Below are 12,816 nucleotides of genomic sequence, written 5' to 3' on the forward strand. Positions count from 1 at the left end.
TGTGAACCAACGTTAACAGTGCGTGAACGGTCACCGAGAAATTTCCCGGCCCCAACGACCGGAAACGTCTCCGCGGAAGCCGGGAGCGTCGCCGCGATGCCCGGGAACGCCGTCGGCCCGCACGAAGGGGGAACCTCCGTACGGGCCGACCAGAACGGACGACACCGCGGTCACGTCATCCGCGTCGCCCACTCCTGGACCTTCGCGATCCGCTGCTGGATCTGGTGTGCCGTGGCCTCCGCGCTCGGCGGGCCGCCGCAGACGCGGCGCAGTTCGTTGTGGATCACACCGTGGGGCTTGCCGCTCTGGTGCGTGTAGGCGGAGACCGTGGTGTTGAGCTGCTTGCGCAGGCTCAGCAGCTGCTTGTGGGTGACCACGGGCCGGGCGTCGGCCGGCTTCTCCAGAAGGTCGGCCTCCTCGGCCGGCTTCTGGCGGCTGTGCGCGATCTGCCGGGTCTGCCGCTTCTGGAGGAGAAGCTGGACCTGGTCGGGTTCCAGGAGCCCGGGGATGCCGAGGTAGTCCTGTTCCTCCTCGGAGCCGGGGTGGGCCTGCATGCCGAACTCGGCGCCGTCGTACAGCACCCGGTCGAAGACGGCGTCGGACTCCAGCGCCTCGAAGGGCAGCTGCTCCTCGGTCTCCTCGTCCTCCAGCCTCTCCGCGTCGGCGAGGAGCTTGTCCTCCTCCGAGAACGGGTTCTCCTCGTCGCTGCCCTTCTTCGGCTTGTCGAGCACGTGGTCGCGCTCGACCTCCATCTCGTTGGCGAAGTCGAGGAGCATCGGGATGGTCGGGACGAAGACGGAGGCCGTCTCGCCGCGCCTGCGGGACCGCACGAAGCGGCCGACGGCCTGGGCGAAGAAGAGCGGCGTGGAGATCGTCGTCGCGTAGACGCCGACGGCGAGGCGCGGCACGTCGACGCCCTCGGACACCATGCGGACCGCGACCATCCAGCGCGACTCGTCGCCGCTGAACCGGTCGATCTTCTTGGAGGCGGCCTTCTCGTCGGAGAGGACCACGGTCGGCGTCTCGCCGGTGACCTTCTTGAGGATCTTGGCGTACGCGCGCGCCGACTCCTGGTCGGTCGCGATGACGAGGCCACCCGCGTCGGGGATGCCCTTGCGGACCTCGGTGAGCCGCTTGTCGGCGGCGGTGAGCACGTTGGGGATCCACTCGCCGGTGGGCGCCAGCGCGGTGCGCCAGGCCTGCCCGATGGCGTCCTTGGTCATCGGCTCGCCGAGCCGCGCGGCGATCTCGTCGCCGGCCTTGGTGCGCCAGCGCATGTTGCCGCTGTAGCTGAGGAAGATGACCGGGCGGACGACGCCGTCGGCGAGCGCGTTGCCGTAGCCGTAGGTGTAGTCGGCGGAGGAGCGGCGGATGCCGTCGTTGCCCTCCTCGTACGCGACGAACGGGATCGGGTTGGTGTCCGAACGGAACGGCGTACCGGTCAGCGCGAGTCGCCGGGTCGCCGGGTCGAACGCCTCCTGGCAGGCCTCGCCCCAGGACTTCGAGTCACCGGCGTGGTGGATCTCGTCGAGGATCACGAGCGTCTTGCGCTGCTCGCAGCGGTTGCGGTGCAGCATCGGACGGACGCCGACACCGGCGTACGTCACGGCGACCCCGTGGTACTCCTTGCTCAGCGGGCCGGCGCTGTAGTCGGGGTCGAGCTTGATCCCTATCCGGGCGGCCGCCTCCGCCCACTGCTTCTTGAGGTGCTCGGTCGGGGCGACGACGGTGATCTGCTGCACGACATGGTGGTGCAGCAGCCACGACGCGAGGGTCAGCGCGAACGTGGTCTTGCCGGCGCCGGGCGTCGCGACGGCGAGGAAGTCGCGCGGCTGCTCCTGGATGTACCTCTCCATGGCGCCCTGCTGCCAGGCTCGCAGCTTGCCGGCGGTGCCCCAGGGGGCGCGGCCGGGAAAGGCGGGTGAGAGGTGGTGGGAGGCGGTGGTAGTAGTCACGGTCTCCGGTTCGGGGCTCTCGGGTACGTGGGGTGCTGTCCGCACCGGACCCGGCCCTGATCGGCCCGGCCCGCGATACGACAACCGGGCCACCCTACCGGGGGCCCGGTTGAAACCCGGTACGGACGAGCCGTACCGGGGGCCGACGAGACCGTGCTCACATCGCGTCGAGGACCAGGTCCCGCAGCCCTTGGGAGATCGCCTTGATCTCGTCCGTCGCCCCCGTGGCGACATCGATGACCAGTCGTTCCGCCGCGTCGATGTCCGGGCGCAGTTCAACGCCGTTCATGGCCAGAAACGTGACACAGGACAACCAGGCGGTCCTTTTGTTGCCGTCGAAAAGGGGGTGGTTGACCGCCAGGGACTGAAGGAGTGCCGCCGCCTTGTCGATCAGATCGGGATAGGCCTCCTCGCCGAACATGGCGGCGGAGGGACGGTGTGCCGCCGACTCCAGCAGTCCATCGTCCCGAAGGACGATCTGCATGTCGTCGCAGGCATGCTCGGCGATCACGAGGATGTCCTCGGAACTCAGGTAGACACAGCTCACTTCAGCCGCTCCATCAGCTCGCTCCACTTGGCCGCCTGCTCCTTGGCCGTCTTGCGGACGATGGCCTGCTGCGCGGTCCTGGCGAGGTAGTCGTCCACGGCCTGGAGCAGTATGGCGTGCATGCTGGTGCCCTCCTGCTCGGCACGCTGCTTGAGGGCTTCGGTCTGGTCGTCACGGAGACGCAGGTTCATAGCCATACCAGAACGGTACCAGCGGATGGGGCCAGAGTAGTACCGCTACTTCTCCCGCACGACGACCCGGGTCGCCACCCACGCCCCCACCAGTGCCACCCCCGCCATCGGCAGGAACACGGCGGCGAACGCGCCCGGGTGCGAGCCGGCGGCTCCGGCCTCCACGGCCCCGTGCGCGGCAGCGCCCACCGCCCCGCCGCCGAGCGCGGCGAAGGCCGCGCCGCCGCCGGCCAGGAGCAGCACGTTGGAGAGCCCGTCGGAGATCTGGAGGGCGGCGGAGTTGGAGCCCGCCTCCTCCGGGGCCGACAGCTTCAGCAGCAGCACGCTGGTGGAGGCGATCACCATGCCCATCCCGAAGCAGCCGAAGGCCCAGGCGACGGCGACGGTCCCGACCGGGACCCCCTCGATCAGCACGGAGGGCGCGACGGCGATCGAGGCGGCGACCAGCACCATGCCGCTGACCATCAGCCGCTCGCGGTGGGGCTCCATGCGCGGCCGGGACTGCACGAACGAACCGAGAGCCCAGGTCGCCCCGCCCACGGCCAGCGAGAGGCCGGCCATCGTCGGGGACAGCCCGCGCTGGGTGACCAGCATCAGCGGTACGAAGGACTCGGCGGCGATGAACGACCCGGCGGCGACCCCCCGCAGCAGGACCACCGAGGGCAGCCCGCGCCCCGCCCGTACGGTCCCGGTGGGCAGCAGTCCGCGGACGGCGGGCACCAGCAGGGCGACGCCGAGGGCGGCCGGCAGGAGGGCGAGCCAGTTCAGCTCCTGCCCCGCGTACTGGAGCAGCCCCGCCCCGGCCGAGATCCCCAGGGCGAGCCGGATCCGGCGGCGGTCGTACGGCTCGGTGGCGGCGGCCGGGTCCGCGGGCCCGGAGGCCGTCCGCCGGATCGCCGGGAGGGCCAGGACGAGCGGGATCACGATGAGGACCGGGATGCCGACGAAGACCCAGCGCCAGCCGAGGTGCTCGGTCACCGTCCCGGAGGCGAGCGGCCCGACGACGGAGGGGATCACCCAGCTCGCGGCGAAGGCGGCCAGGATCGCGGGCCGGATGTGCTCGGGGTAGGCCCGCCCGATGACCACGTACAGGGCGACGATCACCAGCCCGCCGCCGAGTCCCTGGACCGCCCGGCCCGCGATGAAGACCCACATGCTGGTGGCCGCCCCGGAGAGCAGCAGGCCGACGCCGAACGCGGTGATCCCGGTGGCGAGCGGCTGGAGCGGCCCGCGCCGGTCGGCCCACTGCCCGGACAGGACCATGGCGAACAGGCTGGTGGTGAAGTACGCGGAGAAGGCGAAGGCGTAGAGAGGGATCCCGTTCAGCTCGCGCGCGGCGACCGGCATGGCCGTGCCGACCGCCGTGGCCTCGAACGCGATGAGGAACACCACGGAGACGATGCCGATGCTGAGCGCCCGGTAGGTGCGCCCGAGGACCCCTTCGACGGCTGCGAGGGGGATGTCGGACAGCGGGTCCGAGGAGTGATCGTCGGTCGCGGGCGGCGCGAGGTGTGCGGCATCGGTGCCGTCACGCGGTTCGAGGGCGGTCATGGGCCCAGCGTAAGGGGCATGGAGCGGTTTGAACCCTGTCCTTGTGCGGTGCCGCACTCGGCCCTTGGTCGTAGGTCCCGAGCCCCGGCACCGGACCGGGTGTGAACGGCGTATGGCAGTCGCGTTGCGGGCCGGCCGGATGCCTTGAGGCGGCGGGCGGAGCCCCGTAGCGTCGTGGACAGCAAAGGAACAGAGCACCGCAGCACCGCACCACACACCACAGCACCGCAGCACCGCAGCACCGCACCCGACCGTGTGCCCGAGAGGCTCAGGGGCTCGACTGCAACTCGAGTTACACCGGTTCGAATCCGGTCACGGTCTCCATCGCGAAGCGGCCGTCCCCACGACAGGGGGCGGCCGCTTCCGTTTGCGGCCGGTCAGCCGGTCAGCCGGTCAGCCGGTCTTCAGGGCCTTCATCACCTCGCGCGTATCGCTGATCAGATCGGCCCGGTAGGCGAGCATCTCGGGCTGGTCCACCACGTCGGGGAGCGATTCCGTTCCGTTGTCGATGTCCGGAGGAGACATCCAGGAGGTCAGGGTGAGGGTCACTACGGCACCGCCTTCCACCACCTGCACACGCATGGATTCGTCCTCCATGATCAGCAGATAGGCCAGGTCGCCGAGGTCCGGTACGCGCTCCACCCGGTCCACGCCCGTGCCGTCGATCTCCGTCAGCGTGCTGCTCGCCTCGAACTCGGGGCGCGGGTCGGTCTCCGTGTGCAACTCAGCCGTGAGGGACGCCTGATAGCCGGTGGACCAGCCCGAGGCCTCCTCGCCGTCCGGCGCCCGAACCACCGCCACCGTGAAGTCGACGGTGCAGCGAATGCGGCGGAGGGCGGGGTGCTCGATGCCGTCCAGTTCGGTCGACGGCTCGGCCGCCTGCTCCCCCACCGCCTTGGCGAGCGCCTTCAGCTCCACCGCCGCGCAGGAGTCGGACTCCACGCGGTAGCCGCGCGGGTCGGGCTTCCGCTCGCCGCCGATCCCGTACGCGAAGACCGCCGCCGCCCACACCGCCGACGCCACCAATGCTCCGGCGGCGGCCCACAGCAGCCCGTGCACCCGGCGGCGCCGGCCACCGGCCCGGAGCCCCTGCCCCGGATCGAACCCGCTCACCACGTCCGCGGGGGTATCCGGCCCGGGCTCGCCCACCAGTTCCGGCTCAGTGATCACGTACGGGCTCTCCCTTGTTCGGACAACGGTACGAACCTTCGGCCGGGTTCGGCCCTTCGCGGCATTCTCCGGCTATCCGGGCCGGCCCGGAAGTGTCCAGGTGTCCCCGTCGCTCCGGCAGGAGACGCGAGGGGCCCCGCACGGAACCGGAAGCAAGGGGTTCACGTGCGGGGCCGCTCACAGGGCGTGGGCCGTCAGACGCCGACGAGGGAGTACGTACCCGTACCGTCCTGCCTGCCGTTGGAGTACTGGCGGATGAACTCCCCGTCCGCGTACCGGTCGTGGCCCATCATGGATCCGGTGTACTTGTTCTGCACACCGATCTTCGAGCTACCGGGTACGTCGCGGTAGACGTAGAACCGCTGGAGGTCGTCCTCCGCGCAGGCGACCGTCCTCAGGACCGCCCGGTCGGTGGCCGCGTCCGGCGCGGCGATGGTCGCGCACCCGCCGTTGCCCCAGTTCCACAGGGTCGCCTCGATGACCCCGTTGCTCTCCGTCACGTTGCACAGGCGCCAGTGGTCCAGGTGGGCGCTGAAGATCGTCGAGGGCCGCAGGCGGACACCGTCGTCCGCCAGGACCGGCGCGCCCCAGGACAGGGGCTTTCCGGGCACGGCGATCTTGTAGACCTGGGTCTGGCAGTCGAGAGCGGCCCGCGCGCCGCGCCCGGTGGCCGCGGGCTGTTCGGCGGACGTGTCGCCGGTGCGGGCCGGGGGCTGCGCGAGGCGGTCCTGCTTCCGGTCCTGCTCCTGCTTCGCCGTCGGTGCCACCGCACCCGCCGGGCGCTCGGCCTTCGCGGCGGGCGAGCCGCAGTCGAGGAGACTCTGCGCCTTGGCCATGATGCTGCCCGCGGGCACCGTGTCCTGGCAGCGCACCGCACCTTCCTCAAGGGTGGTGTAGGTGGTGAAGCTGCCGCTGCCGGGCCCCTCGGCCCACTTCAGCGCCCAGCTTCCGTCGCTCTGCTGGGAGCGGTTGCAGTTGAGGCTTCCGTAGGTACCGGTGACCTTCTTCGTGCCCTTGTAGACGCCGTAGTAGCCGGGCTGGTTGAAGCTCCACGCAACCGTGTTCGACTCGCTGCTGGTGGAGGCGTAGTCGACCTTCACGTTCAGACCGAGGCTCGCGCCGGCCGCTTCGAGCGTCGCTACGGCGAAACTGCCCTCGACGCCGCCGGTGAGGCCGACGGAGACCGTGATGACCGTCTGGGTGCTGGTGACGACGGTGTGGTTGCCGGTGGTGCCCTCGGTGACGTACCAGCCCTTGAAGTGGGTGATCGTCGGGGACACTTCGGTGTTCTTGATGTACGGGTGGCGGGTGCCGAGGTCGGCCGCGGTGCAGGCGCCGCCGAGCTGGGGCGCCGCCGTGGCGGTCGGTACCGCGGCAGCGGGTGAGGCGGCGAGGCCCAAGGCGGCGACCGCCACGGCGACCGCGTGGACGGTCACCGCCATGAAGGATCTGCCGGTATGGCTCCTGGTTCCTATGGGACGCATAACTGTCTGTTTCCCCCTGGTCGTTTCTGTCCGGACCGGACAGAGGTGAATGTAGCGGCCACAGGGGGTGAGGGAGTGAGGCCCGAACTAGCCAGTAATTAGCGGGGAGGGGCTTATTCCTCCCCTGTCGCAGACCGTTGCCGAGGAGCGAACAGAGCTGCGGCGACCACCGAACGCGGCCGCAGACAGTTGCGCGTCACCGGGTTCCCGTCGTCGCCCTGGTCGGCCCGTACCGGTTGGACTGGGGGCCCGGCCGCGGGCGGCGGGGCAGCCGTGGGACGGGTACGTTTCCCTCATCGAGGCGGAGTTCATGAGGGCGGGCGAGGGTCAAGGGCCGTCGTGCGAGGTCGTCGTGGAACGAGCCGACGGCGGGCACGACTACGAGGTCTCGGCCGGCGGCGCCGACACCACCGTCTGCCTGCACGTGACGGAGGCGAAGCCCGCGGGAGGCGGGGTTTTCGTGCCGGGAGCGGACAGCGGAAGCACCTCGATCGCCGCGTACGACCTCACCGCCGCCGCCGACGACGGCCCCTGCTGAGCCGGGACCGCCGCCGCTGCGGACTGCGGGTCAGCCCCTGGGCGTCGCCACCGCCGCCTGCGGTCGGATGGGCAGGCGGTTCACCGGGCGGCCCGTCGCCGAGCGGACCGCTGAGGCGACCGCCGCGGGGGCCGTGACGACCGGGACGGCCGAGGCCGGCTTCGCGCCGAAGGGGGCCACCACGTCGCGTTCCTCGACCAGTTTCACGATGCGGATGTCCGGGGCGTCCAGCGAGGTCGGGAGCGCGTAGCCGGTCAGGTCGGGGTGGCGGATGAGGCCTCTCGCGGTGCGGAGGTTCTCCGTGAGGGCCGCGCCGATGCCCTGGGTGATGCCCGCCTCGATACGGATCGCCAGCTGGGCCGGGTTCAGGACGCGGCCGACGTCCTGGGCGACCGCCATCTCGACCACGCGGACGGAGCCGAGCTCGATGTCGACGTCGACCACCGCCCGTACCGCGCAGAACGCGAGGCCGACGAACGCGTCGCCCTGGCCGGACTCGTCCAGCGGTTCCGTGGGGTGGGGGCGGCACTGGGCGGTGGCCCAGAGTTCCTTGCCGTCCAGCTCCTCGGTGACCGTCGTGGACAGCACCCCGTCGTACGAGGTGATCTTGCCGTCGGCGATCTGGAGCAGCTCCGTGGACATGCCGAACTTGTGGGCCAGCGGCTGGAGGAGCTGGGTGCGGACCATCTTCGCCGCGCGCTCCACCGCCCCGCCCGACACCCAGGTGTGGCGGCCGTGCGTCGCCGGGCCCGCCGGGGGCTGGTCGGTGTCGACGGCGGCCACGTGGACCTCTTCGATGCCCAGGGTCTCCTGGACGATCTGGCGGGCCAGCGTGGTGAAGCCCTGGCCCGTCTCCACGGCCGCACAGATCACCGTGGCCACACCGTCGTGCACCCGGACCGTGGCCGTCGAGACCTCGTCCGTGCCCTCGGCCCCCAGCATGTGGACCATGCCCAGGCCGTAGCCCACGCCCCGGCGCACCGCCCCGGGCTCCCCCGCGCCCTCGGGGCCGCCCGGCAGCAGCCAGTCGTCCTCCGGGGCGTCCTTGGGGAGGGAGGGGAGGGGGAAGTCACGGACGGCCTGGAGCAGTTCGGCCACCGGGGCCGGGCAGGTCACCGTCTGGCCCGTGGGCAGGATGTCGCCCGTGGAGAGGGTGTTGCGCAGGCGCAGTTCGGCCGGGTCGATGCCCAGCTTCGCGGCCAGCTTGTCCATCTGGCCCTCGTACGCCGCGCAGACCTGCATCGCGCCCTCGCCGCGCACATGGCCCGACGGCGGGTTGTTCGTCCGGACTGCCCAGCCCTCGATGAAGGCGTGCGGGACGACGTACGGCCCGCAGGCGAAGGCCACGGCCGCCGCCAGCGACTCCGAGGAGGCGTCGGCGTACGCGCCCGCGTCCAGGAGGATCTGGGCCTCCACCTTGACCAGCCGGCCCTCCGCGTCCGCGTGGTGGCGGTAGCGCAGGAGCGTGGGGTGGCGGTGGGTGTGGCCGAGGAAGGACTCCTCGCGGCTCGCGGCGAGCTTCACCGGGCAGCCGGTGCGCAGCGCGAGGAGCCCCAGGGGGATCTGGAAGCCCGGGTCCTCGCGGTCGCCGGTCGCACCCGGCACCCCGGTCACGACGACCTTGACCCGGTCCGGTTCCAGGCCGAAGCAGGCGGCGATCAGGTCGCGGTCGGTGTGCGGGTCGGTGGAGGCGGTGTAGATCTCCACGCCGCCGTCCGGGCGGGGCACGGCGAGCCCGGCCTCCGCGCCGATCGGCGCCGGGTCCTGGCGGCCGATGCGGTACAGGCCCTCGACGACGACCTCGCCCGTCGCCTCCGCGTCGCCGTAGCGCAGCGGGATGTGCCGGATCAGGTTGCCGTCGGGGTGCAGGGGCTCCGCCGCGAACGCCTTCTCCGGGTCCGTGACGGGCTCCAGCACCTCGTACCGTACGGCGATGGCGGCGGCGGCCAGCCGTGCGGTGTCCGGGTGGTCGGCGGCGACGGCGGCGATCGGCTCGCCGTGGTGGCGGACCAGGTCGGAGGCGAACACCGGGCGGTCCACGACATGGCGGCCGTAGTTGCTGTCCCCCGGCACGTCCTCGTGCGTGACGACCGCGCGCACCCCGGGCATCTCCTCGGCCCCCGAGGTGTCGATGGACAGGATCCGCGCGTGCGGGTGCGGGGAGCGCAGCACGGCCGCCCACAGCAGGCCCTCGGCCCAGAGGTCCGCGGCGTACGGGAAGGTGCCCTCGGTCTTCGCACGGGCGTCGGCGGCCGGCAGCGACGCGCCGAGACCCATCAGCGGCTGCGCCTCGTCCGGGCCGGAACCCGCGCCGGGTCCGCCGCCGATGGCGTCGATCCTGGGCAGGCTGGTGCTGGTCGCGTTGGCCGCGGTGGCCGCGTCGCTGCTCACGCCGCCTCCTTGTCGATCACGTGGTGCTGGTTTGGCGTGTGCCGCTGCTGTCGGACGGCGGGGCCGCGGGCGTGCCTCACAGCGCCTCTCCCTCGTGCGGGTGGGGTCCCTGCTGCACGCCGCCGGCGCCCGGCTCGGCCTGGTGCGGGATGCGGGCCTCGTCCTGCGCCGCCGTGGCCGCCTCGGCGCTCGCCTCGCGGGCCGCGACGACGTCCGCGACGGCGTCGAGCACGCCCCGGTAGCCGGAACAGCGGCAGAGGTTGCCGCAGAGTGCCTGGCGGGTCTCCAGCTCGCTGGGGGCGTGGTTGCCCTCCAGCAGGTCGTGGACGGTCATCGCCATGCCGGGGATGCAGAAGCCGCACTGGACGGCTCCGCAGGCGGACAGGGCGCGCTGGACGTCGGACGGTTCGCCGTCCACGGCGAGGCCCTCGACCGTACGCACCTCGCTGCCCGCCGCCGTGGCCGCGGGGACCAGGCAGGAGGCGACCAGCCGGCCGTCGACCTGGACGTTGCAGGCGCCGCACTCGCCCTGCGAGCAGCCGTCCTTGGCCCCGGCCAGACCGAGGCGCTCGCGGAGCACGTAGAGCAGGGACTCGCCGATCCAGGCGTCGCTGACCGGGCGGTCCACGCCGTTCACATGGAGCAGGTAGGACGCGGACGGGTGCTCGCTCGGTGCGTCGAGGAGGGCGGGGGCGGGGGCGGGGATGACATCGGCTTCCGGGGCCGCTTCCGGAGTCGCGTCCTGCGTCGCTTCCGGGGCTCCGTCCGGGAGTGTGCCCGGTGCCGTGTCCGGTGCTGTGTCCGCTTCGGCCTCGGCCTCGGGAGCGGGTTCCGCCTCGGGTGCCGTGTCGGGCTCCTCGGCGGCGGGGCCCGCGATGTCGGCGGTGGTGGCGGGCTCCGTGTCCGCCGCCCGGGCTGCCTGTTCTGCCGGTTCGTCCTGCGCCGGTTCGCCCTGCGCCGGTTCGTCCTGCGCCGGTTCCGCTTCCGGGGTCTGCTCCGCCACGGGTACGGGGTCGGCCACCGGCTCAGGCTCCGGTGTGGCCCAGGGGGCGGGGGCGCCGCCGGGGAGCGTTGCCGGGCGCGCGCTGTCCGCGTACCACTGCGGCGTGTGCGCCGAGGCCAGGAACTCGCCCGATTCGTCCGGGAGATCCCCGTCCGCCACCGGAATCGTCCACTGGCCGGTGTGACCGGCGTGACCGGTGTGGTCTGCCTGGCCGGTGTGGTCTGCCTGGCCGGCGTGGTCTTCATGGTTCGCCCGGTCGGCGTGGTTTGCCTGGTCGACGTGGCCGTGGTGCCCGCCCTCCGGGACCGCCGCCGTCTCCGGGGCCGCCGCCCCGCCGAACGCCTCGGTGAAGTTCCACTGGGCCGTGGCGTGCGACGTGTCCTGGTACGGGCCCTGGTAGCCGCCCTGCCCGACCTGCTGGTTCGGGTCCGGCCAGTGGACCGCGCCGCGCTCCTGGGCGGCGGCGGCCTCCTGGGCGCGCTGCTCGGCCTGTGCCTGCTGGGTCTGCGTCTGGAGCACCCAGCTGCCCGTCGCCGCCGGGTCCAGACCCGCGGCCGGGGTCAGCGGCAGGATCATCGGGGGGACGTACCCCTGGCCGGGAGCGGCCAGCGGAATGTTCGCCAGGTCCTCCGGCGGGAGGTGGACGAACGCGGTGGCGTCGGCGTCGAACCCGTCGCCCTGCGGCGTCGGCTCCCAGCCGCCGTAACGGGGGTCCGGGCCCTCGGAGTGGCCCTGCCGCCCGTGCTGGTCGGGGAATTCCTCATTGCTCACGACAGTGCCCTCCCCAGCGCGCGTCGGGCGAGCGCGGCGACGGTGCGCCGCAGGTGCAGTACGGCCGGGGACAGCGGCGGGGCCTCTGTTCCGTCGGCCGGTGGTGCGTGGTCAGGGATGCAGGCCGCGGCAACATACTCGCCGAAGGCGGCCAGCGCGTCGGGGGCCAGGCCCCGCTCGCCGTCCCAGTCGATCAGCGAGCCGATCCAGCGCTCCGCCTCCAGCGGGCGCAGCGGCATCGGGGCGATGGCGCCGACCGCGCAGCGCACGCCCCGGCGTGCCGGGTCCAGGACGATGGCGACCGAGGCGGTGGCGCGGCCCGGGCCGGTGCGGCCGGTGGCCTTCAGGAACACCTGCGGGGCGTGCAGCAGCGGTACGCGGACGAAGCCGATCAGCTCCGCGGGCTCCAGCAGTTCACGGCCGGCCAGCAGGTGGGAGACGGGGATCTCGCGGCGGGCGCCGCCGGGGCCCGCGATGACCAGCTCGGCCTCCAGCGCGGCCAGCACCGGCAGGGCGTCGCCGGTGGGCGCGGAGGTGACGATGTTGCCGCCGAGCGTGCCGGCGTTGCGGATCTGCGGCGGACCCGCGGCGCGGGCGGAGGCGGCGAGGGCGGGGATCAGGGCGGCGAAGTCGGGGCGCCCCATGCGGGCGTGGGTGAGGCCGGCGCCGAGGAGGGCGTGGCCGTCCTGGTAGTGCCAGCCGCGCAGCTCGCTGATCCGGCCGAGGCCGACCAGCCCCGAGGGGCGCAGGAGCCCCTTGTTGACGGCCGCCATCAGGTCCGTGCCCCCCGCGACCGGAACGGCTGCGGGCATGGCGCCGAGTGCCGCCACGGCCTCGTCCAACGAGGCCGGCAGCGTCACCGACTGCATCGCCTGCGGTGCGTGCGTGGTCAACCCAGCTGCCCCTTCCCGGTCTCCCGGCTGTCCCGCCTGTTCCGCCGTACGGTACGTGTTCACAGCCCGGACGTGGCAACTCTGGCACATCTTCCGATCGGACCGTCGCGAGGGTCCGCGAAGGGTGGATCCGTCCCTGACCTGCGAGATGGCCGGGTTTCGTACTTCTTCGGCGAGGAGGGTGAATTGCCACTCTTCAGCGAGGCTTGTACGACTTATTGCGGTTCGCGGCCTCGCTCCGGCGCGTGGGGGCGCGGTCTCCGGCGCGTGCCGTCAGGGCTGTTGGGCCCGGACGCGCGCCGGCCGCGGCGGTCCCGGAGGA

Annotated in this window: 10 protein-coding genes and 1 tRNA gene; 2 read left to right on the plus strand and 9 right to left on the minus strand. The window is 72.6% G+C overall.

Annotated elements, in window-relative coordinates; translation table 11 throughout:
• Nucleotides 1-170 precede the first annotated feature (170 nt).
• From ACIQRW_RS18010 to ACIQRW_RS18025, 4 genes are all read right to left on the minus strand, one after another.
• Nucleotides 171-1,955: a DEAD/DEAH box helicase gene (locus tag ACIQRW_RS18010; protein ID WP_397917138.1), complete on the minus strand. Its 1,785-nt coding sequence runs from the start codon at nucleotides 1,953-1,955 to the stop codon at nucleotides 171-173.
• Between the two features lie 157 nt (nucleotides 1,956-2,112).
• Nucleotides 2,113-2,502: a type II toxin-antitoxin system death-on-curing family toxin gene (locus ACIQRW_RS18015; RefSeq protein WP_403760956.1), complete on the minus strand. Its 390-nt coding sequence runs from the start codon at nucleotides 2,500-2,502 to the stop codon at nucleotides 2,113-2,115.
• Nucleotides 2,499-2,699, minus strand: coding sequence for a ribbon-helix-helix protein, CopG family (locus tag ACIQRW_RS18020; RefSeq protein ID WP_026290595.1), 201 nt, complete (start codon nucleotides 2,697-2,699; stop codon nucleotides 2,499-2,501). Before ACIQRW_RS18020 ends, ACIQRW_RS18015 begins: the two co-directional genes overlap by 4 nt.
• Nucleotides 2,700-2,738: 39 nt before the next feature.
• Nucleotides 2,739-4,244, minus strand: a complete 1,506-nt coding sequence (locus tag ACIQRW_RS18025) for an MFS transporter (protein WP_403760959.1) — start codon at nucleotides 4,242-4,244, stop codon at nucleotides 2,739-2,741.
• 249 nt (nucleotides 4,245-4,493) lie between these two features.
• Here ACIQRW_RS18025 and ACIQRW_RS18030 point away from each other — a divergent pair.
• Nucleotides 4,494-4,568: transfer RNA gene (locus ACIQRW_RS18030), tRNA-Cys, on the plus strand.
• A gap of 69 nt (nucleotides 4,569-4,637) precedes the next feature.
• On the opposite strand, the gene ACIQRW_RS18035 is transcribed toward ACIQRW_RS18030, so the two are convergent.
• Both ACIQRW_RS18035 and ACIQRW_RS18040 read right to left on the minus strand, forming a co-directional pair.
• On the minus strand, nucleotides 4,638-5,414 hold the full coding sequence (locus ACIQRW_RS18035; protein ID WP_403760962.1) for a hypothetical protein: 777 nt from the start codon (nucleotides 5,412-5,414) through the stop codon (nucleotides 4,638-4,640).
• Between the two features lie 194 nt (nucleotides 5,415-5,608).
• Complete coding sequence (locus ACIQRW_RS18040; RefSeq protein ID WP_403760965.1) at nucleotides 5,609-6,856, minus strand: hypothetical protein; 1,248 nt, start codon at nucleotides 6,854-6,856, stop codon at nucleotides 5,609-5,611.
• Nucleotides 6,857-7,250: 394 nt separating this feature from the next.
• Here ACIQRW_RS18040 and ACIQRW_RS18045 point away from each other — a divergent pair, with 394 nt between their 5' ends.
• Nucleotides 7,251-7,436: a hypothetical protein gene (locus ACIQRW_RS18045; RefSeq protein ID WP_403760966.1), complete on the plus strand. Its 186-nt coding sequence runs from the start codon at nucleotides 7,251-7,253 to the stop codon at nucleotides 7,434-7,436.
• Nucleotides 7,437-7,466: 30 nt separating this feature from the next.
• Here ACIQRW_RS18045 and ACIQRW_RS18050 read toward each other — a convergent pair whose 3' ends face one another.
• From ACIQRW_RS18050 to ACIQRW_RS18060, 3 genes are all read right to left on the minus strand, one after another.
• Nucleotides 7,467-9,827 carry a xanthine dehydrogenase family protein molybdopterin-binding subunit gene (locus ACIQRW_RS18050; RefSeq protein WP_403760969.1) on the minus strand — a complete coding sequence of 787 codons (2,361 nt, stop codon included), beginning with the start codon at nucleotides 9,825-9,827 and terminating at the stop codon, nucleotides 7,467-7,469.
• A 76-nt stretch (nucleotides 9,828-9,903) separates the two neighbouring features.
• A complete protein-coding gene (locus ACIQRW_RS18055) occupies nucleotides 9,904-11,601 on the minus strand; it encodes a 2Fe-2S iron-sulfur cluster-binding protein (protein WP_403760972.1) in 1,698 nt (565 codons plus the stop codon).
• The gene (locus tag ACIQRW_RS18060) at nucleotides 11,598-12,494 is read right to left on the minus strand and encodes an FAD binding domain-containing protein (protein WP_403760974.1); all 897 of its coding nucleotides are present in this window, start codon (nucleotides 12,492-12,494) and stop codon (nucleotides 11,598-11,600) included. The genes ACIQRW_RS18055 and ACIQRW_RS18060 overlap by 4 nt, the downstream gene beginning before the upstream one ends.
• Nucleotides 12,495-12,816 lie beyond the last annotated feature (322 nt).

Origin of the sequence: Streptomyces sp. NPDC091287, from assembly GCF_044768525.1 — a bacterium.
GTDB lineage: Bacteria > Actinomycetota > Actinomycetes > Streptomycetales > Streptomycetaceae > Streptomyces.